Source organism: Cronobacter sp. EKM101R (assembly GCF_963888145.1).
GTDB classification, from domain to species: domain Bacteria; phylum Pseudomonadota; class Gammaproteobacteria; order Enterobacterales; family Enterobacteriaceae; genus Cronobacter; species Cronobacter turicensis.
On record NZ_CAWPHW010000002.1, the window covers coordinates 139,424 to 159,942 of the forward strand.

Here is a 20,519-nt window from a genome sequence, read left to right on the forward strand (position 1 = left end):
CAGTAATACGCAGGCCCCCGCGTGGCAGGGGCCGTTATTATCAGAACCAGGTTTCCATCTGTACGCCGAAGTTCCATTCGCCGCCGGCGGTAAAGCCGCTGCTGCCGAAGGCATCACTACTGGCGTAGTTGTCCAGGCGATGATCCCAGTCCATCCAGGTGGCGAAGAGACGCAGCTCCGGACGCTTGAGGAATTCGCCCACGTCGCCTGCTTTCAGCGTCGGCGCGAAGGTCAGCTTATAGAAGTTGCCGCTGACCGCGTTGCGGGCGTTGTAGCCTTCCGGGCGCAGATCCATGTACTGGTAGCTGCCTTCATATTGCAGCTCAAAGTTCTGGTTAATCTCCTGGATCACTCGCAGGTTGGCGGTCGCCCACTGGTAGCTGTCGCCTTTGACGTAGCGATCTTTACTGCTTTGCGCCAGCACCGCAGGCGCGATATGCCAGCCGCCGTCGAGCGGGGTCATGCCGTAGGTCGCCAGACGCCAGGTATCCGCCTGCGGCAGTAACGCGCCATCGGAGCCGATGGATTTCACTTCCGCGCCAAGACCGTGACCATACAGCAGCGCGGTTTTCGAGGAGCCTTCACGCAGGCCGTAGAAGCTGTCGTTATGCAGGCCGAGCAGCGCATGCACGCCATCTTCCGCCGCGTCTTTCTTCACGCGGTTACCGTCGATATCCACGCGGTCTTCGTTATCTTTGGCGCGCATCCCGCTCACCATCAGCTGTACCGGCCCGACGTAGTTGTTGAGCGTCAGGATATAGTTCTGCGCGGTGTTTTCGCTGTTTTCAATATCGCCGAAGGTGCGGCCATACAGCGAGAAGTTGCTGCGGGCGTTATCGCTCCAGCGCATGTCGTAGATACCCGCACCCGTACCGGCGAGGAAGACCACGTCGGAGTCAATCCAGTGGATATCGAAGTTATCACGATCGAAGCGTTTACCGGCCCAGACGGTGGAATCTTTAAACGCGCCGGTGAACGTCGGCAGGTGGCCTAGTTCGGTAAACGCCTGGCGCACGTTAAGATCGCTGGTGGAGGCGGTCCAGTCGTTATAGCTGCGCTGACCGTCAGCCACCATCACTTTAAAGCGCGTGGTGGCGCCGTTCGCCAGCGTCTGTTTGTGCTCAAGATTCATCTCAAGGTAAGTGTCTGGCTCATTGCCCAGACGCCCGACGTGGCCGCCGGTTTCACCCGCAGGCGTGAAGGACGGGCCGCCCTGCGTTTTGGCGGCGGAATCGTTCATCAGCAGGCCCGAGCGGGCGTAGCCGTGGAATTCAAATCCGCTATTGTCGGCCGTTTGCGCGGCGGGTTGCGGCGCGGATTGCGCGGCGACGGGCTGAACCGGCGGCTGCGCTTTTTGCTGCGCGGCAAGCGCCTGCGCCTGGCGTTCGGCGGCTTCAGCACGGGTTTCCGCCGCGCTGGCGCGCTGTTCCGCGGCCTGAAGACGCTGTTCCAGCGCCGCGAGGCGCGCCTCAATGCTGGTCATATTGCTGTCGGCAAAGGCGGCGGGAGCGCCGGCCATTAAGCCAAGGGTAAGGGCAAGCGTACTTTTTTTAATCATGGTATGGCATCCCTGAGAAGGCGTTATCATCATTATGCAGACTTGCTAAACCGGTTTAGGCGGCAATCATAATCACGCCTTATTTTTACTGGCAATTAAATTAGCTAAACCGGTTTAGTGATTGTGATGCGGTTCGCAAAACGAGCCGCGGCGGCGGCTCACAGGATCAGGCGAGGTACGGTTGAAGATCGTCAAGGCGGGGCAGCGCGGTCATCGCGCCTTTGGCGGTGGTGGCCAGCGCGCCGCACGCCTGGGCTGCGGCGAGTACAGGCGCAAGCTGTGCGGCCTCCTCCGGCAGGCCATGCGCCGCAAGGCTCCAGAGCAGCCCGGCAACGAAAGCGTCGCCCGCGCCGGTAGTATCGACGCACTCGACCGGCACCGCCGGGTAGTGATGCAGCGCGTCGTTAAAGCAGGCATCGACGCCTTCTGCGCCACGGGTGATCAGCAGCAGCGGGATCGCGTGGCGGCGCGCCAGCGCCAGGGCGTGCTCTTTATCATCGCTTCCGGCAATAAACGCCAGCTCTTCCAGCGAGAGTTTCACCACATCCGCCTGCGCCAGCGCGCGTTCCACGCACTGCCGCAGCTGTGCGGTATCCGGCCAGAGATCTTCACGAATATTTGGGTCGAAGCTGACAAAACCGCCCGCGCGCTTGATTCGCGCCATCGCCTCAAAGGCGGTATCCCGCGAGGGCTGGGCGCAGAGCGCAATCGAGCAGACATGCAGCCACTCGCCTGCGCCGAACGGCGGTAAGTCGTCGGCGGTGAGAAACAGATCGGCGGACGGGCGCACCATGAAGGTAAACGAGCGTTCGCCGCGGTCATCCAGCGCCACCACGACCGTCGAGGTGCGGTGCGCCGGGTCCTGATGCATGGCGCGGGTATCGACGTTTTCATCTTTCAGCGTCTGCGTCATAAACGCCCCGAACGGATCGCGCCCGACCCGGCCGATAAACCCGCTCGCGCCGCCGAGTCGCGCCACGCCGACCGCCACGTTGGCAGGCGCGCCGCCCGGGCATTGCAGTAACCGGCCATGGCCGTCGGGCAGCAGATCCACCACGGCATCCCCAAGGGCCCATACTTTTGCTGACATGCGTATCTCCTTCGATTCATCCTGCGCTAAACAATAGTTAAACCGGTTTAGCTAATCAACAGACTTTGTGCGCTTATGGTGCTGCAAAGTGAAAGGAGGGCTGAAACGTGCCGCGCCGGAACGCGGCCAGAGGATCAGTGATGATGTTTCGGATCGGGGCCGAAGCGGTTTTCGCCGTGGGTGCCTTCCTGCGTGTTGAACGCGAGGATCATCAGCCAGCCGATAACCGGAATCAACAGGACAAACAGCCACCGGGCGGTACGATCGGTGTCATGCAGACGGCGGAACTGTACCGCCAGCGCGGGCAGCAGTACCACAAGCCCGTAAATGAGCGTGAGCAGCCCTTGTTCACCGATAATGCGCAGCCCGAGCATTGTATCGAGCGCCACCATCACGCCCGCGAGGATGAGATTTACCAGGGTGAACATCCAGTACTCTTTACGACGCGACCTGCCGGTAAAACCGAGGTAATTTTTAAACGCTTTAATGTACCAGTACATCTGTTCTCGCCTCCCTTGCCATCAATCACTTGTTTTTAAAGCGATCGCTTAACTAAATGCTAGCTGTCGGCAGGGGAAACGGCCTGGGGGAAAACGCAAAGTGTGAGCGCCGTCGGAACGGCGCATTTTTCAGAAGAGGCTTAGGGCGAAGCGGATTAGCGGAAACGCTCGTCGCGCCCGTGCGGCTCATCGAGATCCTGCCAGGGGCCGATGGAGATAATACCGGTCGGGTTAATGGTTTTGTGGCTGCAAAAATAGTGGTGGCGGATATGCCCGAAATCCACGGTGTCTGCGATGCCCGGCATCTGGTAAATCTCGCGCAGGAAGCCATGCAGGTTCAGGTAATCGCTGATGCGATGTTTATCGCATTTAAAGTGCGTGACGTAGACCGGGTCGAAACGCACCAGCGTCGTCCACAGACGAATATCGGCCTCGGTGAGCTGGTCGCCTGCGAGATAACGCTGCTGGCCGAGGATCTGCTCAAGCCGCGACAGCGAGGCGAAAACCTGCTCCACCGCTTCGTCATAGGCCTGCTGGCTGGTGGCAAAACCCGCTTTATAGACGCCGTTGTTCACCGTGTCGTAGATCCAGCCGTTCAGTTCGTCGATTTCCGCACGCAGCGCCTGAGGATAGTAATCGCCCGCGCGGGCGCCCACCGCGTCGAAAGCGCTGTTGAGCATGCGAATGATATCGGCGGATTCGTTGCTGACGATGGTCTGGCGCTCTTTATCCCACAGCACCGGGACGGTGACGCGACCGGAGTAGTGCGGATCGGCCTGGAGGTAGAGCTGATAGAGAAAATCGTGCTGGTAGAGCGTGTCGCCGGTCGCCGCCGGGAAATCATCATCGAAGGTCCAGCCGTTTTCCAGCATCAGCGGATGCACGACCGAAACGGAGATAAACGACTCCAGGCCTTTCAGCGCGCGCAGGATGAGCGTGCGATGCGCCCAGGGGCAGGCGAGCGAGACATAGAGATGGTAACGGTCTTTTTGCGCCGCAAAGCCGCCTTCGCCCGTCGGGCCCGGTTCGCCGTCAGGGGTCACCCAGTTGCGATACGCCGCCGAGGTGCGTTTAAAGCGGCCGCCGGTGGATTTCGTGTCATACCAGGTGTCGTGCCAGACGCCGTCGATCAGTTGTCCCATGATGCTCTCCTGTCAGAGGTATCCCCTCAGTATGGCAAAAAGGCAGGCGGTGAGGGCCGCCTGCCGTGAAGTCAGTTACCAGTTCTTTTTCAGCAGGCGATCCAGGCTGTAGGCGCCAGGACCCATCAGCGCCAGCAGAAGATAGCCGCCTGCGATAGAAAAGTTCTTCATAAACATAATCGAGTTAACGCCTTCCGCGAAGTTGCTGTGGAACAGGAACGCCGTCAGCAGCGTAAAGACAGCGGTGATCAGCGCCGTGGTGCGGGTCAGGAACCCGAAGACGATAGCCAGGCCGCCGCCAAACTCAAGCAGGACCACCAGCGGCAGAATAAAGCCCGGCACGCCCATCGCTTCCATATACTGCTGGGTCCCCGCATAACCGGTAATTTTGCCCCAGCCGGAGACGATAAACAGAATCGGCATCAGAATACGTGCCACCAGTACGCCAGCATCTTCGAATTTTTTCATTTTACTCTCCAGGAAACCCGCTTCATCACGAAAGGTTAATTATCATTAAAGGTTTGCTTTGCGCGGGTTTATCCGCGTTCCGCCGTTGATGGAAAGCATCATAGGGCGGGCGTGATGGGAATGTAAGCAAGGAAAACTGGCAAACTTATTCAAAAATAATGAAGAAAGAGGGGGATAAAAAAACGCCTCTCCGGGGAGAGGCGTCAGTGTCAGGGGAGCGGATGTTTCATGGTGGTTTTAATCAACCGCCAGGTGCTCCACGCGGCGAAACCGCGCTTGGCCCAGCGCAGCAGGAAGTTAGGATTCCTGATGCTCCAGATAGCCATCGCACTACTGCCGACCAGCGCCCAGGAGCGCAGGCTGAGCAGCGTGTTCCAGCTACGATCGTAAGAGCCGGTGACGGCAAGCCATTCGCGACGACCCGCGGCCATATCCAGCCGCTGCTGCTGGATTTGACTGAGCAGCAGCGCTTTGCGCTTTTCGCGCTCGGCTTTGCTCATGCTCATGACTTATCGTCCTCCAGCAACTGGCGGTCGTTAGCGAGCTCATGACGCGTGTGGCGCAGAAGCGTCGACTGGCGCGATTTCTTAAGCGTCCAGATGCCGCCAATCAGCGCCAGCACAAACAGCGCGACGGTCGTGCCTATCATGACGTTAAGGCGATACTGCGGATCCACTGCCCAGATAAGCAGCACCATCAGACTCATCAGTCCAAAGGCGGCAAACAGCATCGTCAGGCCAGTCATCAGCAGCAGCTGAAAGAGATTCGCTTTCTCCTCTTCCAGCTCCACCACGGCGAGCCGTAAACGGGTTTCCACCATCTCCACAAGCACGGTGACGATACGTTGTCCGATGCCGAGAACGCTTTTACCCGGCCCTTGCGCGTGACGAGGCTCCGTCATAATCAGCGCCGCGTCAGGAGCACGCCCAGTACGACGCCGATGGCCGCACCGATACCCACGCCGGTCCACGGATTTTCACGCACGTAATCTTCCGCACGCGCCGCCGCTTCGCGGGTCTGTTTGGCGATCACGTCACCGGTTTCGGTTAAGTGATAACGGGTGTCTTTCAGCGCACGCTCTGCTTTATTGCGCAGTTTGCTCATCTCTTCCTTCGATTTGTCCCCGGAGGCGGTCAGCACCTCTTCCAGCGTATCGGCAAGCGATTTCAACTCAGCGCGCAGGTGGTCGGTATTTTCTTTTGACATAATGCTCTCCTGATAAGTGAGGGTTATCCATAAGCTCAGTAATCTTGAGCTTTCAACGCCTTAAGCTCTTGCTCGGCTTCAGCGAGCTTGTGGCGACGTTTGGCAATTTTATCCGCATCGCCTTTTTGCGACGCTTCATGCAATTCGGCGCGGCGTTCAGCCACTTCCGCCTGTTTCTGCGCCACTTTCTGCCGGTGCTCGGCGATAACATCGCCGTCGCGGCAGTTGGCGCGTACCTGACTTAGCGCTTTTTTCAGCCCGTCGATGCGTCCCTGGTTCTGGTGCTGTTCGGCGTAGCGGATCTCCTTTTCAATTTCCTGCGCTTTTTCTTCGCAGGGGGAGGCGGCAAGCGCTGCGGCATTCCAGGAAAAAAGGGCTAAGGCCAGTACTATGCGGTAATTCATGATTAAACCTTCCATTGTGTTGCGTAAGGCTTGCGGCCAAACGCGATTCCGATGTGTTGCGCGGACAGAACAATGGGTTGCGCTTACTCAAGCATAGTAAGTAATGGCGCAAACCCCAAAGTCCGTGAAAAGATTCAGATTCCTGGAAGGGTTAACCCAGGCGCTGAATATCGTGACGCAGGCGAGAGAGCCAGGCGGGAGTGAGGCTTTTTTCTTCCTGCTGGGCGATAACAAAACCGCGCGGCAGGGAGCGATAGAGCACTTTGCGCGCGGCTTCGCTCTGATCGCTGTTGTCGAATTTAATCAGCAGAATGTCATCCTGCGGCGTAATGCTTTTAAAGCGGATGCCGTTGGCGTCCAGATGGTGCCAGACGGAAAAGCCGTCCGGGATCGTCGCACCCTGCGACACCGCGCGGATCTCAAGCGTGGTTTCATGTTTTTGCAGCGCGGCCCAGCTAAGCAGCACCGCGGCCATTAGCGCGCCTGCCGCAAGCGTTAGCGTAAGACGACGAGAAAGCGCGCGTGTGAAGGCCATCCTTTAGCTCCGGTTTCCATGTTTTTTCTTCCATAACACCACCAGCGATCCGACCAGGCCGATAACCAGCAACACGACCGGCAACAGCATCAGGCAGGACATCAGGGCGTCTTCATATTTAAGGAACACCGGCGTTTTGCCGAGCAGATAGCCAAGAGAGGTGAGGATAACCACCCACAGCAGGCCGCTCATCCAGTTAAAGAACTGGAAACGGGCGTTATTGAGACCAGAGAGCCCGGCAATAGTCGGCAGCAGCGTGCGGACAAAGGCGATAAAACGGCCGAGCAGCAGCGCTGACAGCCCGTGTTTATGAAACAGGTGATGCGCCCGCTGGTGATAATGCGCGGGCAGATGTGAAAGCCAGTTCTGTACGATGCGCGTATTGCCGAGCCAGCGCCCCTGGATATAGCTCACCCAGCAGCCGAGGCTGGCGGCGGCGGTTAACAGCAGCACCGTTTGCGGATACCCCAGCGGGCCTTTGGCAATCAGCACGCCCACCAGCACCAGCAGGCTGTCGCCCGGCAGAAACGCGGCGGGCAGCAGACCGTTTTCCAGAAACAGGATCATAAACAGCACAAAGTAGAGCATGCCGATCATGCCGGGGTTGGCCAGCGTTTCGAAGTCCTGGCTCCAGAGCGCGGTGAGTAATTGTGTCAAAAGTTCCATTCAGTGATCCTGGCACATCGGTTAAAGCCAATGGGGTAGAACAGATAGCATTGCGACATTTCTGAGGTATGAAGGACGTCAACAGCGCTCTGTGCGTTCCTGGCGCCGGCACGGCTCCATGTGCGATGAGTGAAGTAAGCAAGCGCTAACTTTTCACCAGGAAATGCGTCTAATTGTAACAAAGCTCTGCCTGATGCGTCACAGAAATCGTGCTTTGTTGAGGAATGATTTTGCTTTCCGGGCGTAAGGCTGGCGAGGGTATTTACACAGGCTGACACTATATATGGTTTGCTTACCCTCGCGGTAAGAAGAGGATTACTTTTCGCTGTTTGCCGCCGCGTCGAGGTGGACCACTGGATTTTCGGCAAAAAGGTAGCGGTCGGCGTTGAATTCAAAGTCGTCGCTGGTTTCGTTAAAGAGCATCTGTTTAGTGTTCTCCAGATGCTGCCACATGGCGAGCTTCGCGCCGTGCGGGTCTTTACGAATCAGGGCTTTAAGAATGTTATCGTGATCGTCGCACCAGTTATCGACCGTGCGTAAATCGATATGTTCGTGCAGTTTTTTCCAGTACGGGTTGTGAACGCGCTGAGTCCACATTTTTTCAACGATGGCGGCAAGGGCGGTATTCTGCGTGGCGAGCGCTACCTGAACGTGAAACTGAAGATCCCATTCGGAATCGCGGAAGAACTTCTCGTTACGCGCTTTTTCCTGGATCTCCATCAGCTTAATGATGTCTTGTTTGGTGACCTGGGTGGCGGCGAACTCGGCGATATTACTTTCAATGAGCTGGCGGGCCTGCAACAGCTCGAACGGGCCATAGCTGGCGAATTCATACTCCTGCTCAGGCGCCGGGGCGCGATATTTCCCCTGGTTGGCGATCACATGAATGCCCGAGCCTTTGCGTACTTCAACATAGCCTTCGACTTCCAGCATGATGATGGCTTCGCGCACGACCGTGCGGCTGACGTTTTTTTCGTCGGCGATAAATCGCTCGGCAGGGAGTTTCTCACCTACCTGATAAACGCCTTCTTCAATGCGTTGCTTAAGCTCGGCGGCCAGTTGTTGATACAGACGACGCGGTTCTGCGATTTCCATGTGCGACTCCAGTGAACACGATACTGCTTAGATTTGTTATACCACTTTTCGGGTTTGCCCTCCACTCGACGCCCATGAAAAAGCCGCCCGCAGGCGGCTTTCCAGAGGATTGATCAGTGTTGTGTGACGGGAGCGCCACTTCGCGTCTCTCGTTCCAGCTCACTGGCCGGTTTGTTTTTCAGCACCGTCCAGATAACCAGCGCGCCCATTAGGTCGAACACGGCCAGTACGGCGAACAGCGGGCTGAAGCCAATGGTATCGGCCAGCGCGCCGACCACCAGCGCAAACAGCGTGCTCGCGGTCCACGCGGCCATACCGGTCAGGCCGTTGGCGGTCGCCACTTCATTACGCCCAAACACGTCAGAGGAGAGCGTAATCAGCGCGCCGGAGAGCGACTGATGCGCGAACCCGCCGATGCACAGCAGGGCAATCGCCACATACGGGCTGGTGAACAGGCCGATCATGCCTGGGCCAATCATCAGCACCGCGCCCATCGTCACCACCATTTTACGGGAGACGATCAGGTTCACACCGAACCAGCGCTGGAACAGCGGAGGCAGATAGCCGCCGACGATACAGCCGAGATCCGCAAACAGCATCGGCATCCAGGCGAACATCGCGATCTCTTTCAGGTTAAAGCCGTACACTTTGAACATAAACAGCGGGATCCAGGCGTTGAACGTGCCCCATGCCGGTTCCGCCAGGAAGCGCGGCAGCGCGATGCCCCAGAACTGACGGGTGCGGACAATCTGCCACGGCGACATTTTTTTACCGTTGTTGGTCTGATGCTGCGCTTCCTGACCGCCAATGATGTAGTCACGTTCTTCTTCGGTCAGTTTTTTCTGGTCACGCGGGTGTTTGTAGAAAATCAGCCAGGCCATGGCCCAGGCGAAGCTCAGCACACCGGAAATAATGAACGCCAGTTCCCAGCTATGCATCACGATAGCCCATACCACCAGCGGCGGGGCAATCATGGCACCAATAGACGAGCCCACGTTGAAATAGCCCACCGCGATAGAACGCTCTTTCGCCGGAAACCACTCGGAGCTGGCTTTCAGGCCCGCCGGGATCATCGCCGCTTCTGCAGCACCTACCGCGCCACGCGCCAGCGCCAGACCGCCCCAGCTGCCTGCCAGCGCGGTTGCGCCGCAGAACACCGCCCAGGTCACGGCGAAGAAGGCGTAGCCGACTTTCGTGCCGAGAATATCCAGCACATAGCCTGCTACCGGCTGCATGATGGTATAAGCCGCGGAATAGGCCGCGATAATATAAGAGTATTGCTGCGTGGAGATATGCAGCTCTTCCATCAGGGTAGGCGCTGCGGCCGCCACGGTGTTACGGGTCAGATAGCCCAGCACGGTGCCCAGCGTCACCAGCGCAATCATGTACCATCGTAACCCTTTAATTTTACGCATTGGAAACCTCATCGTTTAATCGTTCGCCGCGCAGGCCGGCAGGTTGCCAGGCTTACGCGGTACTCATTCAGTAACGGGAGGCGCGCCGGAAGTGTTATCGGTGCCGCCCACGCCTTGCCATACAGTATTTATGGAGCCAGGCCGGTATCCGTTCCGGCTAATGGAGTGAATCTCACCCCTTAAAACATTCCGTGGGTTTATATGTTGCGACGGCAGAACGATAACTTGTCATACAGCTTTAAAAGTTGAGAGCCATCACAAAAGCATCTTTCTTTGTAAGGTTACGTCAGGCGTGGCGCAAAGCCAGACGTGGCGCGGGCTGGGGCGGTGTTTACTTTGGAGAGGGGTGATTATTTGTGTGCTTTTATTGATCTGACTCACGAAAATAGCTTCGGTCACTAGAAATTGGTGTGATAACTTTGTCAGCATCATGCTAACGCATCTGAAATACTGGCTCAGAGGAAGCATAAAATGACCCCGTTCATGACCGAAGATTTCCTGCTCGACACCGAATTCGCCCGTCGTCTGTACCATGACTACGCTAAAGAACAGCCGATTTTCGACTATCACTGCCACCTTCCGCCGCAGCAGATTGCCGAAAATTACCGTTTTAAAAACCTGTATGACATCTGGCTGAAAGGCGACCACTACAAATGGCGCGCGATGCGTACCAACGGCGTGCCGGAACGCCTGTGTACCGGCGATGCGAGCGATCGCGAAAAATTTGACGCATGGGCCGCCACCGTGCCGCACACCATCGGCAATCCGCTGTATCACTGGACGCATCTGGAACTGCGCCGTCCGTTTGGCATCACCGGTAAGCTGCTGTCGCCGAAAACCGCCGACGAGATCTGGAACCAGTGCAACGATCTGCTGGCTCAGGACGCGTTCAGCGCCCGCGGCATCATGCAGCAGATGAACGTGAAAATGGTCGGCACCACGGACGATCCGATCGACTCGCTGGAGCATCACGCGACCGTCGCCAAAGACAGCAGCTTCAGCGTTAAAGTGCTGCCGAGCTGGCGCCCGGACAAAGCATTTAACATTGAACAGGCGACCTTCACCGATTACATGGCGAAGCTCGCGGAAGTCTCCGATACCGATATCCGCCGCTTCAGCGATCTGCAAACCGCGCTGGCGAAACGTCTGGATCACTTCGCGGCCCACGGCTGTAAAGTGTCTGACCACGCGCTGGACGTGGTGCTGTTTGCCGACGCCAGCGAAAGCGAACTCGACAGCATCCTGGCGCGCCGTCTGGCGGGCGGGACGCTCAGCGAGCACGAAGTGGCGCAGTTCAAAACTGCGGTGCTGGTCTGGCTTGGCGCGGAATATGCCCGCCGCGGCTGGGTGCAGCAGTACCACATCGGCGCGCTGCGTAATAACAACCAGCGTCAGTTCAAACTGCTGGGGCCGGATGTCGGCTTTGACTCCATCAACGACCGTCCGCTCGCCGAAGAGCTGTCAAAACTCCTGAGCAAACAGAACGAAGAGAATCTGCTGCCGAAAACCATTCTCTACTGCCTGAACCCGCGTGATAACGAAGTGCTGGGCACCATGATCGGCAACTTCCAGGGCGAAGGGATGCCAGGCAAGATGCAGTTCGGCTCCGGCTGGTGGTTTAACGATCAGAAAGATGGCATGGAGCGTCAGATGACCCAGCTCGCGCAGCTCGGCCTGCTGAGCCGCTTCGTGGGCATGCTGACCGACAGCCGCAGCTTCCTCTCCTATACCCGTCATGAATACTTCCGCCGCATTCTGTGCCAGATGATTGGCCGCTGGGTGGAAGCAGGCGAGGCGCCGGCGGATATCGACCTGTTGGGCGAGATGGTGAAAAACATCTGCTTCAACAACGCCCGCGACTACTTCGCCATTGAACTCAACTAAGGCCCTTTGAGGTTGATATGCAATACATCAGGATCCATTCGCAGGATAACGTTGCGGTAGCGCTGGCGGATCTGCCCGAAGGCTCGGTTATCGCCATTGACGGGTTATCCGTCATGCTGTTGCAGCCGGTGACGCGCGGCCATAAGTTCGCGCTGCTGCCCATCGCACAGGGAGAGAACGTTGTAAAATATGGCCTGCCGATTGGCCATGCGCTGGCGGATATCGCGCCGGGCGAACATATTCACTCCCATAATACCCGCACCAATCTCAGCGATCTGGATGAGTACAGCTATCAACCCGAAGCGCCTTACACGGGCGATCAGATGGGCGATCGCGAGGTGCAGATCTACCGTCGCGCCAGCGGCGAGGTGGGGATCCGCAATGAGCTGTGGATCCTGCCGACCGTCGGCTGCGTCAACGGGATCGCGCGCCAGATCCAGAACCGTTTCCTGAAAGAGACGCACGACGCCGAGGGTACCGACGGCGTGTTTCTCTTCAGCCACACCTACGGCTGTTCGCAACTGGGCGACGATCACATCAACACCCGCACCATGCTGCAAAACATGGTGCGCCACCCGAACGCCGGCGCGGTGCTGGTGATTGGTCTGGGCTGTGAGAACAACCAGGTGGACGCGTTTCGCGAAACGCTGGGCGATTTCGATCCGACGCGCGTGCATTTTATGGTTTGCCAGCACCAGGATGATGAAGTGGAAGCGGGGCTTGAGCACCTGCATGCGCTTTATGACGTAATGCGTCACGACAAGCGCGAGCCGGGCAAACTCAGCGAGCTGAAATTCGGGCTGGAGTGCGGCGGTTCGGACGGGCTTTCGGGCATTACCGCGAACCCGATGCTTGGCCGTTTCTCGGATTACGTGATCGCCAACGGCGGCACCACAGTACTGACCGAAGTGCCGGAGATGTTCGGCGCGGAGCGCATTCTGATGAGCCACTGCCGCGACGAAGCGACGTTTGAGAAAACCGTCACCATGGTGAACGACTTCAAACAGTACTTCATCGCGCATAACCAGCCGATTTACGAAAACCCATCGCCGGGCAACAAAGCGGGCGGCATCACGACGCTTGAAGAGAAATCGCTCGGCTGCACCCAGAAGGCCGGCGCAAGCCAGGTGGTGGATGTACTGCGCTACGGCGAGCGGCTGCATACGCCGGGCCTTAACCTGCTAAGCGCGCCGGGCAACGACGCCGTGGCGACCAGCGCGCTGGCGGGCGCGGGCTGTCATATGGTGCTGTTCAGCACCGGGCGCGGCACGCCCTACGGCGGTTTCGTGCCGACGGTAAAAATCGCCACCAACAGCGAGCTGGCGGCGAAAAAACCGCACTGGATAGACTTCGACGCCGGTCAGTTGCTGCACGGCACCGCGATGCCGCAGCTGCTGGAAAAGTTTGTCGACAGCATTGTCGATATCGCCTCGGGCAAACAGACCTGCAACGAGAAAAACGACTTCCGCGAACTGGCTATCTTTAAGAGCGGCGTGACGCTGTAGGCCCCGGACGACGTAATCATCAGACGGCGTTTCATTTATGAAGCGCCGTTTCTTTTTGAGAGGGACGCTTTATGACCGCGTATTGGCTTGCCCAGGGCGTTGGGGTCATCGCCTTTCTGATTGGCATCACGACCTTTTTTAACCGCGACGAACGGCGCTTCAAGCTGCAACTGGCGCTCTACAGCGCCGTTATTGGGGCGCATTTTTTCCTGATGGGCGCGACGCCTGCGGGGATGAGCGCGGAGCTGAACGCGCTGCGCACGGTGATTTCGCTACGCACCCGTAGCCTGTGGATCATGACGCTGTTTATCGTGCTCACGCTGACGCTAGGCCTGGTGAAGCTGCATCACCCCATCGAACTGTTACCGATTATCGGCACTGTCGCCAGCACCTGGGCGCTGTTTCGCTGTACCGGGCTGACCACCCGCTGCGTGATGTGGTGCTCCACCGCCTGCTGGGTCACGCATAATTTCTGGATTGGTTCGATCGGCGGCACGCTGATTGAAGGCAGCTTTCTCATCATCAACGGGCTTAACATTATTCGGTTCTGGCAGATGCAAAAGCGGGGGATCGATCCGTTTAAGGTCGAAAAAGAGATAGTGCAGAAGCGGTAAAACCCGGCGGCCCGCAGACCGCCGGTATGTCATCAGTTACGCAGCGCGTGACTTGCGAGGCGCGCATCTTCCGCCTGGCACGCGGCCGCGGTAAAGAGCACGTCGGTGGAGGAGTTCAGCGCGGTTTCGCAGGAATCCTGCAACACGCCGATGATAAAGCCCACCGCGACCACCTGCATGGCGATATCGTTCGGAATGCCGAACATGTTGCACGCCAGCGGGATCAGCAGCAGCGAACCGCCCGCCACGCCCGATGCGCCGCAGGCGCACAGCGACGCCACCACGCTCAGCAGCAGCGCGGTCGGCACATCCACCGCAATACCCAGCGTATGCACCGCCGCAAGCGTCAGCACCGTAATCGTAATCGCCGCGCCCGCCATGTTGATGGTCGCGCCCAGCGGGATCGACACGGAATAGGTATCGCGATCCAGATTCAGCTTCTCGCACAGCGCCATGTTGACCGGAATATTCGCCGCCGAGCTGCGGGTAAAGAACGCGGTCACGCCGCTTTCGCGCAGGCAGGCGAACACCAGCGGATAGGGGTTACGGCGGATTTTCGCAAAAACAATCAGCGGGTTAATGACCAGCGCCACCAGCAACATACAGCCGACCAGCACGACCAGCAGTTGCGCGTAGCCCCACAGGGTATCGAAACCGGTGGTGGCAAGCGTGGACGCGACCAGGCCGAAAATACCGATGGGCGCGAAGCGGATCACCAGTTTCACCATAAAGGTGACGGCATCCGACATATCATTCACCAGATTTTTGGTGGTTTCATTGCCGTGACGCAGCGCGAAGCCAAGGCCCACGGCCCAGACCAGAATGCCGATATAGTTGCCTTTCAGCAGCGCATCCATCGGGTTCGCGACCATGCTGAGCAGCAGATCGCGCAGCACGCCGACAATGCCGGTCGGCGGCGTGATATCCGTCGCGCCGGAGACCAGATGCAGCGTGGAAGGGAAGAGAAAGCTGAACAGCACGGCAGTCAGCGCCGCGGAAAACGTACCCAGCAGATAGAGCCAGAGGATAGGGCGAATATTGGTTTTCTGCCCGTGTTTATGGTTGGCGATTGACGCCATTACCAGCATCAGCACCAGTACCGGCGCCACGGCTTTCAGCGCGCCGACGAACAGCGTGCCGAGCAGACCGACCGCGATAGCCGCGGGTTTGGAAAGCCAGGCCAGCAGAATACCGAGCACCAGTCCCACCAGAATCTGTTTTACCAGACTGCCCTGTGCCAGGCGGTGCAGCAGGCCGCCGCCCTGAGATTGCGTAGTCATACTATTTCCTTCAGAAGTGATGTGGTTGCATCCCGCGCCGTGTTCTTTGCCACGTTGCATCAGGATGTAACAAAAGTTTGCACAGATGAGTATAAGGATTTGGCTACAGGGAGGAAGGGGATAGTGCTGGATTTTCTGAATTGCTCCCGTTTTTTAACTATCCATTAACGTTATTGTGACAAAATCAGCAAATCCGTCATCGGGCGCGTTGCAAAAGCGCGGGCGATAGACAACCCATAAAAAAACGCCGCCCGCAGGAGCGCGGGCGGCGTCAAAGGCATGGCGGCAAAACTTTATTCCGCCAACTTTTTCCTGTCGTTGCGATGGTTAACCCAGGCGTTAATCACAAGCGTTGTGGCAAGAATGCTGCCCACCACGCCGAGCGAAATCGCGATCGGGATGTGGTAGAAATCGACAATCAGCATCTTGATGCCGATAAACACCAGGATAATCGACAGACCATATTTCAGCATCGAGAAGCGCTCCGCCACGCCCGCCAGCAGGAAGTACATGGCGCGCAGGCCGAGGATCGCGAACAGGTTAGAGGTCAGCACGATAAACGGGTCGGTGGTGACCGCGAAAATCGCCGGGATGCTGTCTACCGCGAAAATCACGTCGCTCAGCTCCACCATGATCAGCACCAGCAGCAGCGGTGTGGCGTAGAGCAGGCCGTTTTTACGCACGAAAAAGTGCTCGTTCTCAATGTTGTCCGTCATGCGCAGATGTCCGCGCAGCCAGCGCACCAGCGGTTTGTCGCCGATCCCGCCTTCATCTTCTTTCGCCAGCGCCATTTTCACGCCGGTAAAGAGCAGGAACGCGCCGAACACATAGAGCAGCCATTCGAACTGCGTAATAAGCCAGCTGCCGGCGAAAATCATAATGGTGCGCAGCACGATAGCGCCCAGCACGCCGTAAATGAGCACCCGACGCTGGAGCGCAGGCGGTACGGCGAAGTAGCTAAAGAGCATCAGCCAGACGAAGACGTTATCCACCGCCAGGGCTTTTTCGATGAGATAACCGGTCAGGAAGGCGAGCGCCTGGGTATCCGCCACTTCACGCCCGGCGGTGCCGGTGAGATACCACCAGAAGGCAGCGTTAAAGAGCAGGGACAGCGAAACCCAGACGACAGACCAGACGGCCGCCTGCTTCATGGTCATAGCATGCGCGCCGCGACGCCCCTGAAGCAGAAGGTCGATAGCCAGCATAATCACCACGATGACGGCGAAGCCGCCCCACAGCAAGGGAGTGCCGACAGTATTCATAAGCAAAATCCTCTAAAACAAAAACGGCTAACGTCAGAAGACGTCAGCCGCTTTGCTTAAGAGCACCGCATAGACCTCGCCTTCCGGCAAGGTCTCACTTACAGCCGCCGCGTTACCCCCATGGATAACAGCCTGGCTGCCCGACGACCGGATGCGTTGCACCGTAATGACGACCGTCGGCAATGAAGTTACTCCCCTTTGCAAGTAACAAACTATTACAAGGCATTTATGCGGTCAATGACTTGTCGGGGCGCTTTTACAAAGCTTTACGCCGGGAGCGGCGCGCTCACGTCATCCGCCGGGAATTTCACCCCCGTCAGGGCGCGAATTTCAGTGAGCAGTTTCGCCGTCGTGCGGCTGACCGCGAGACCCGGATGATTGACTTCGTGGGTCTCAACCAGACGCGCAAAGGTTTCGGCTTCATAGAGCATCGTATTGATGTGCTGCGGCAGCGTCAGCTCCTGCGGTTTGCCGCCGCGCGGAATAAAGGTGATGCGCTGGCATTCGGAGAGTTTTTCAATCACCAGCGAGCCCGCTTCGCCCTGAATTTCGCTCGGCAGCGTCGAGTCGCTCACTTTGGAGTGCAGCAGCGTGACGTCGAAATCGCCATAGTTCATCTGAACCACGCCGTGCGCGTCCACGCCGCTTGCCAGCAGGCTGGCGGTGGCTTTCACCTCATGCGGTTCGCCCCACAGCGCGACAGCGCTGGCGAGCGTATAGAAACCGATATCCATGATAGAGCCGTTAGAAAACGCCGGGTTGAACGTATTCGGGTTTTCGCCGTTGAGATAACGCGGGTAGCGCGACGAATACTGGCAGTAGTTAAACAGCACTTTGCGAAGCGCGCCCACTTTCGGCAGCGCCTGTTGCAGCGCGATGAAATTCGGCAGGCTGGCGGTTTTAAACGCCTCAAACAGCACAACCTGGTTTTCGCGCGCGCAGGCGATGGCCGCTTCCACTTCCCACAGGTTAGAGGCCAGCGGCTTTTCGCAAATCACATGCTTTTTATGGCTCAGGAACAGGCAGGACTGGGAAAAGTGCAGGGCATTGGGGCTGGCGAGATAGACCGCGTCGATGGCATCGCTTTGCGCCAGCGCCTCCAGCGAGGTGAAGAGATGCTCCACCGGGTAATCACTGGCGAACGCCTGCGCCTGTTCAAGGCTGCGGGAGTAGATAGCGGTAAGGGTAAATTTGCCCGTCTCGTGGGCGGCATCGACAAACTGGCGGGTGATCCAGTTCGTTCCAACAACGGCGAAACGTATCATAAGGGCGTGTCTTCTCCGGCAGTGAATATCTTTTCAGAGTAACACGCGAAAATGACAAAACCAGTGCGCGCGGGCGCAGATTGTTAGGGTGTGGCCGCGTAAATATTGCAGCCGCGCGGCGCGTCTTTCGGACCTATCGCCACGGTGGGGCCGAGGAAGTGCGGCTCGCGGCGCAACAGGCGGGCATCAAGCAGCGCACGCACGCGGGCGAACCGCTCGCGCAGCAGCGTATATTGCGTATGACGAAAAGCCGGATCTTCGGCGTTAAACCCGATGGCGTCGATGCCGTAATGCTGCGCCAGGTAGATAGCGCGCTGATTGTGGAACGCCTGCGAGATTATGGTAATGCGGTTTTCCTGAAACACTTGCCGGGCGCGCACCACGGAATCGAGGGTCGAAAATCCGGCATAGTCGCAAAAAATCGCGGCGGCGGGCACGCCGTGACGGTTGAGCGCTTCGGCCATCGCCGTCGGCTCATCGTAATCGGCACGGCTGTTATCGCCGCTCACCAGCAGCCACGAGACTTTCCCGGCGTGGTAGAGCGCGGCGGCGGCTTCAATACGGCGGTTGAAAAAGCGGTTGTCAGGACGCGCGCCCAGCACCAGTCCTACTTTGCGGGCTGGCGTGTTGCCGACCGTGTCATATAACCTGCCTGAGGCGGCATGCGTGACCGCGCGGTCGGCAGCGAATATGGCCACCGCCGACAGCGCAATAACGGCCATGAGAAGCATGGCGGCGAGGGTAAAACCGTGTTTCCAGCGAGTAGGAAGTTTCACGTTGCGTCCTTGCACAAACTGAGGTTAAGCCGTCCGCCCGCCGCTTTGCGCCAGCGCAAGCTGGGTCAGCCACAGGCGGGTGTCGAATTCGAGCTGATGATACTGCGGTTCCATATGGCAGCACAGCTGATAAAAGGCTTTGTTATGTTCCTTTTCTTTAATATGCGCGAGCTCATGCACCACGATCATCCGCAGAAAATCTTCCGGCGCCTGGCGAAACACCGTAGCGACGCGGATCTCCGCCTTGGCCTTTAGCTTGCCGCCCTGCACGCGGGAAATCGCGGTATGCAGCCCGAGCGCGTGCTTCATGACGTGGATTTTATTGTCATACGCCACTTTATTGAGCGGCGGGGCGCTGCGCAGATAGCGGTTTTTCAGTCCCTGCGCATAGTCATAAAGCGCTTTGTCGGTGGTTATCAGATGCTTGTGCGGATAGCGCTTCTCAAGCACTTCGCCGAGGCGGTTCTGGTCAATCAGCGTGCGCACCTGAGCAAGCAGCGATTCCGGGTAGCCCTGGAGATACGTCAGTGTGGTCATCACGGCCTCAGCGGGTGAAAAAAAGGTTTACTCAGGGGTGTAATTAAGGGATAAAACGCGCGGATTTTACCATTCGGGAGGGCCGATGAGCCAGGTGGAGTTACTCAATCAAACACTGACGCTGCAGCGTTTTCCGCCAATGCCGGAAGAGACGCCGCTGCAGGCCTGGGAAGCGGCGGATGAATATCTGCTGCAACAGGTCGAACAGCCCTCCGGTCCGGTACTGATTTTCAACGACAGTTTCGGCGCGCTCGCCTGTGCGCTGGCGGATGTTCGCCCGGTCAGCGTCAACGATTCGTTCATCGCCCACCAGGCCACGCGCCACAACCTACGCCTGAACGATATCGACGAATCCTGGGTAACCCTGCAGGACAGCCTGAGCCCGCTGCCCGCCGCACCGGAGCTGGTGCTGATGAAGATCCCGAAACAGCTCGCGCTGCTGGAGCAGCAACTGCGAGCGCTGCGTCAGGTGGTGACGCCGCAGACGCGCATTATCGCGGGCGGCAAAGCGCGCGATATTCACACCTCGACGCTGGCGCTGTTTGAAAAAATCCTGGGGCCGACGACCACGACGCTCGCCTGGAAAAAGGCGCGCCTGATCCATTGCGCCTTCAGCGCCCCGGCGCTTGCCGACGCGCCTGAGACATTAAGCTGGAAGCTCGACGGCACGCCGTGGACGATTCATAACCACGCCAGCGTGTTTTCCCGCGCGAATCTCGACATCGGCGCGCGCTTCTTTATGCAGCATCTGCCGGAAGCGGTGGAAGGCGAGATGGTGGATCTCGGCTGCGGTAATGGCGTGATCGGCCTGACGCTGCTGGCGCAGAACCCGCAGGCGCGGGTGCGGTTTGTCGACGAGTCTTACATGGCGGTGGCTTCAAGCCGTCTGAACGTTGAAACCAATCTGCCGGACGCGCTGGATCGCTGCGAGTTTCAGGTGAATAACGCGCTGACGGGCGTTGAGCCGGAAAGCTTCCACGCGGTGCTCTGCAACCCGCCGTTCCATCAGCAACATGCCATTACCGATCATATCGCCTGGCAGATGTTCCAGGACGCCCGCCGTTGCCTGAAGTGGGGCGGCGAGCTGCGCATCGTCGGCAATCGTCATCTCGATTATTTCCGCAAGCTGAAGAAGATTTTCGGCAACTGCACGACCGTCGCGACCAACAATAAGTTTGTGGTGTTGAAGGCGGTGAAGCTGCGCAAAAGCCGCTGAGAAGGGCGGTTTGTGGGACGGTGGGTGCGCTGCGCTTACCCACCCTACACAATATGAATGGGCCTGGAACGTAGGGCGGGTAAGCGCAGCGCACCCGCCAT

General features: G+C 58.2%; 22 protein-coding genes. 4 read left to right on the forward strand and 18 right to left on the reverse strand.

Annotation, left to right across the window (positions count from 1 at the left end; genetic code table 11):
* Nucleotides 1-40: 40 nt before the first annotated feature.
* The 13 genes from AACV31_RS04445 to AACV31_RS04505 form a co-directional block, all read right to left on the reverse strand.
* A complete protein-coding gene (locus AACV31_RS04445) occupies nt 41-1,558 on the reverse strand; it encodes a carbohydrate porin (protein ID WP_165155643.1) in 1,518 nt (505 codons plus the stop codon).
* 166 nt (nt 1,559-1,724) lie between these two features.
* Nucleotides 1,725-2,648, reverse strand: a complete 924-nt coding sequence (locus tag AACV31_RS04450) for an aminoimidazole riboside kinase (protein ID WP_105538306.1) — start codon at nt 2,646-2,648, stop codon at nt 1,725-1,727.
* 134 nt (nt 2,649-2,782) lie between these two features.
* Nucleotides 2,783-3,148, reverse strand: a complete 366-nt coding sequence (locus tag AACV31_RS04455) for a DUF805 domain-containing protein (RefSeq protein ID WP_007766930.1) — start codon at nt 3,146-3,148, stop codon at nt 2,783-2,785.
* A gap of 155 nt (nt 3,149-3,303) precedes the next feature.
* Nucleotides 3,304-4,290 (reverse strand): glutathione S-transferase family protein, encoded by a 987-nt coding sequence (locus AACV31_RS04460; RefSeq protein WP_105538305.1) that lies wholly within the window; start codon nt 4,288-4,290, stop codon nt 3,304-3,306.
* 75 nt (nt 4,291-4,365) lie between these two features.
* Nucleotides 4,366-4,758, reverse strand: coding sequence for a DoxX family protein (locus tag AACV31_RS04465; RefSeq protein WP_007766933.1), 393 nt, complete (start codon nt 4,756-4,758; stop codon nt 4,366-4,368).
* A gap of 209 nt (nt 4,759-4,967) precedes the next feature.
* Nucleotides 4,968-5,264 (reverse strand): YqjK-like family protein, encoded by a 297-nt coding sequence (locus tag AACV31_RS04470; RefSeq protein WP_007766935.1) that lies wholly within the window; start codon nt 5,262-5,264, stop codon nt 4,968-4,970.
* A complete protein-coding gene (locus AACV31_RS04475) occupies nt 5,261-5,659 on the reverse strand; it encodes a phage holin family protein (protein ID WP_007766938.1) in 399 nt (132 codons plus the stop codon). Before AACV31_RS04475 ends, AACV31_RS04470 begins: the two co-directional genes overlap by 4 nt.
* Nucleotides 5,660-5,661: 2 nt before the next feature.
* Nucleotides 5,662-5,964: a DUF883 family protein gene (locus AACV31_RS04480; protein WP_004385819.1), complete on the reverse strand. Its 303-nt coding sequence runs from the start codon at nt 5,962-5,964 to the stop codon at nt 5,662-5,664.
* A gap of 35 nt (nt 5,965-5,999) precedes the next feature.
* Nucleotides 6,000-6,368: a DUF1090 domain-containing protein gene (locus tag AACV31_RS04485; protein ID WP_007766940.1), complete on the reverse strand. Its 369-nt coding sequence runs from the start codon at nt 6,366-6,368 to the stop codon at nt 6,000-6,002.
* Between the two features lie 151 nt (nt 6,369-6,519).
* Nucleotides 6,520-6,903 carry an EnvZ/OmpR regulon moderator MzrA gene (mzrA, locus tag AACV31_RS04490; protein ID WP_007766942.1) on the reverse strand — a complete coding sequence of 128 codons (384 nt, stop codon included), beginning with the start codon at nt 6,901-6,903 and terminating at the stop codon, nt 6,520-6,522.
* 3 nt (nt 6,904-6,906) lie between these two features.
* Nucleotides 6,907-7,569 carry a DedA family general envelope maintenance protein YqjA gene (gene yqjA, locus AACV31_RS04495; protein ID WP_165155645.1) on the reverse strand — a complete coding sequence of 221 codons (663 nt, stop codon included), beginning with the start codon at nt 7,567-7,569 and terminating at the stop codon, nt 6,907-6,909.
* 315 nt (nt 7,570-7,884) lie between these two features.
* Nucleotides 7,885-8,664 carry a transcriptional regulator ExuR gene (gene exuR, locus AACV31_RS04500; protein WP_007766946.1) on the reverse strand — a complete coding sequence of 260 codons (780 nt, stop codon included), beginning with the start codon at nt 8,662-8,664 and terminating at the stop codon, nt 7,885-7,887.
* A 113-nt stretch (nt 8,665-8,777) separates the two neighbouring features.
* Complete coding sequence (locus AACV31_RS04505) at nt 8,778-10,079, reverse strand: MFS transporter (protein ID WP_007766949.1); 1,302 nt, start codon at nt 10,077-10,079, stop codon at nt 8,778-8,780.
* Nucleotides 10,080-10,550: 471 nt separating this feature from the next.
* Here AACV31_RS04505 and uxaC point away from each other — a divergent pair, with 471 nt between their 5' ends.
* From uxaC to AACV31_RS04520, 3 genes are all read left to right on the forward strand, one after another.
* Nucleotides 10,551-11,963 (forward strand): glucuronate isomerase, encoded by a 1,413-nt coding sequence (gene uxaC, locus AACV31_RS04510; protein ID WP_165155647.1) that lies wholly within the window; start codon nt 10,551-10,553, stop codon nt 11,961-11,963.
* A 17-nt stretch (nt 11,964-11,980) separates the two neighbouring features.
* Nucleotides 11,981-13,468 (forward strand): UxaA family hydrolase, encoded by a 1,488-nt coding sequence (locus AACV31_RS04515; protein ID WP_012815066.1) that lies wholly within the window; start codon nt 11,981-11,983, stop codon nt 13,466-13,468.
* 71 nt (nt 13,469-13,539) lie between these two features.
* Nucleotides 13,540-14,082: a YgjV family protein gene (locus AACV31_RS04520; RefSeq protein WP_165155649.1), complete on the forward strand. Its 543-nt coding sequence runs from the start codon at nt 13,540-13,542 to the stop codon at nt 14,080-14,082.
* A gap of 32 nt (nt 14,083-14,114) precedes the next feature.
* Here the strand turns inward: AACV31_RS04520 and sstT are convergent, their stop codons facing one another.
* The 5 genes from sstT to AACV31_RS04545 all read right to left on the reverse strand — a co-directional run bounded on the left by sstT (nt 14,115) and on the right by AACV31_RS04545 (nt 19,202).
* On the reverse strand, nt 14,115-15,362 hold the full coding sequence (gene sstT / locus AACV31_RS04525) for a serine/threonine transporter SstT (RefSeq protein ID WP_165155651.1): 1,248 nt from the start codon (nt 15,360-15,362) through the stop codon (nt 14,115-14,117).
* A 293-nt stretch (nt 15,363-15,655) separates the two neighbouring features.
* The gene (locus AACV31_RS04530; protein ID WP_165155653.1) at nt 15,656-16,624 is read right to left on the reverse strand and encodes a TerC family protein; all 969 of its coding nucleotides are present in this window, start codon (nt 16,622-16,624) and stop codon (nt 15,656-15,658) included.
* A 266-nt stretch (nt 16,625-16,890) separates the two neighbouring features.
* Nucleotides 16,891-17,889, reverse strand: a complete 999-nt coding sequence (locus AACV31_RS04535; protein ID WP_165155655.1) for a Gfo/Idh/MocA family protein — start codon at nt 17,887-17,889, stop codon at nt 16,891-16,893.
* Nucleotides 17,890-17,972: 83 nt separating this feature from the next.
* Nucleotides 17,973-18,620: a SanA/YdcF family protein gene (locus AACV31_RS04540; protein WP_370458107.1), complete on the reverse strand. Its 648-nt coding sequence runs from the start codon at nt 18,618-18,620 to the stop codon at nt 17,973-17,975.
* 69 nt (nt 18,621-18,689) lie between these two features.
* Nucleotides 18,690-19,202, reverse strand: a complete 513-nt coding sequence (locus tag AACV31_RS04545; protein ID WP_165155659.1) for a M48 metallopeptidase family protein — start codon at nt 19,200-19,202, stop codon at nt 18,690-18,692.
* A gap of 85 nt (nt 19,203-19,287) precedes the next feature.
* Between AACV31_RS04545 and rlmG the strand changes: the two genes are divergently transcribed.
* Nucleotides 19,288-20,418 (forward strand): 23S rRNA (guanine(1835)-N(2))-methyltransferase RlmG, encoded by a 1,131-nt coding sequence (gene rlmG / locus AACV31_RS04550; protein ID WP_075197368.1) that lies wholly within the window; start codon nt 19,288-19,290, stop codon nt 20,416-20,418.
* The last annotated feature ends 101 nt before the right edge of the window (nt 20,419-20,519 follow it).

Bases quoted from the DNA above. Each gene is read 5' to 3' on its own strand.
- AACV31_RS04445 (WP_165155643.1), bottom strand. From the start codon at position 1,558: ATGATTAAAAAAAGTACGCTTGCCCTTACCCTTGGCTTAATGGCCGGC.
- AACV31_RS04450 (WP_105538306.1), bottom strand. From the start codon at position 2,648: ATGTCAGCAAAAGTATGGGCCCTTGGGGATGCCGTGGTGGATCTGCTG.
- AACV31_RS04455 (WP_007766930.1), bottom strand. From the start codon at position 3,148: ATGTACTGGTACATTAAAGCGTTTAAAAATTACCTCGGTTTTACCGGC.
- AACV31_RS04460 (WP_105538305.1), bottom strand. From the start codon at position 4,290: ATGGGACAACTGATCGACGGCGTCTGGCACGACACCTGGTATGACACG.
- AACV31_RS04465 (WP_007766933.1), bottom strand. From the start codon at position 4,758: ATGAAAAAATTCGAAGATGCTGGCGTACTGGTGGCACGTATTCTGATG.
- AACV31_RS04470 (WP_007766935.1), bottom strand. From the start codon at position 5,264: ATGAGCATGAGCAAAGCCGAGCGCGAAAAGCGCAAAGCGCTGCTGCTC.
- AACV31_RS04475 (WP_007766938.1), bottom strand. From the start codon at position 5,659: ATGACGGAGCCTCGTCACGCGCAAGGGCCGGGTAAAAGCGTTCTCGGC.
- AACV31_RS04480 (WP_004385819.1), bottom strand. From the start codon at position 5,964: ATGTCAAAAGAAAATACCGACCACCTGCGCGCTGAGTTGAAATCGCTT.
- AACV31_RS04485 (WP_007766940.1), bottom strand. From the start codon at position 6,368: ATGAATTACCGCATAGTACTGGCCTTAGCCCTTTTTTCCTGGAATGCC.
- mzrA (WP_007766942.1), bottom strand. From the start codon at position 6,903: ATGGCCTTCACACGCGCGCTTTCTCGTCGTCTTACGCTAACGCTTGCG.
- yqjA (WP_165155645.1), bottom strand. From the start codon at position 7,569: ATGGAACTTTTGACACAATTACTCACCGCGCTCTGGAGCCAGGACTTC.
- exuR (WP_007766946.1), bottom strand. From the start codon at position 8,664: ATGGAAATCGCAGAACCGCGTCGTCTGTATCAACAACTGGCCGCCGAG.
- AACV31_RS04505 (WP_007766949.1), bottom strand. From the start codon at position 10,079: ATGCGTAAAATTAAAGGGTTACGATGGTACATGATTGCGCTGGTGACG.
- uxaC (WP_165155647.1), top strand. From the start codon at position 10,551: ATGACCCCGTTCATGACCGAAGATTTCCTGCTCGACACCGAATTCGCC.
- AACV31_RS04515 (WP_012815066.1), top strand. From the start codon at position 11,981: ATGCAATACATCAGGATCCATTCGCAGGATAACGTTGCGGTAGCGCTG.
- AACV31_RS04520 (WP_165155649.1), top strand. From the start codon at position 13,540: ATGACCGCGTATTGGCTTGCCCAGGGCGTTGGGGTCATCGCCTTTCTG.
- sstT (WP_165155651.1), bottom strand. From the start codon at position 15,362: ATGACTACGCAATCTCAGGGCGGCGGCCTGCTGCACCGCCTGGCACAG.
- AACV31_RS04530 (WP_165155653.1), bottom strand. From the start codon at position 16,624: ATGAATACTGTCGGCACTCCCTTGCTGTGGGGCGGCTTCGCCGTCATC.
- AACV31_RS04535 (WP_165155655.1), bottom strand. From the start codon at position 17,889: ATGATACGTTTCGCCGTTGTTGGAACGAACTGGATCACCCGCCAGTTT.
- AACV31_RS04540 (WP_370458107.1), bottom strand. From the start codon at position 18,620: ATGCTTCTCATGGCCGTTATTGCGCTGTCGGCGGTGGCCATATTCGCT.
- AACV31_RS04545 (WP_165155659.1), bottom strand. From the start codon at position 19,202: ATGACCACACTGACGTATCTCCAGGGCTACCCGGAATCGCTGCTTGCT.
- rlmG (WP_075197368.1), top strand. From the start codon at position 19,288: ATGAGCCAGGTGGAGTTACTCAATCAAACACTGACGCTGCAGCGTTTT.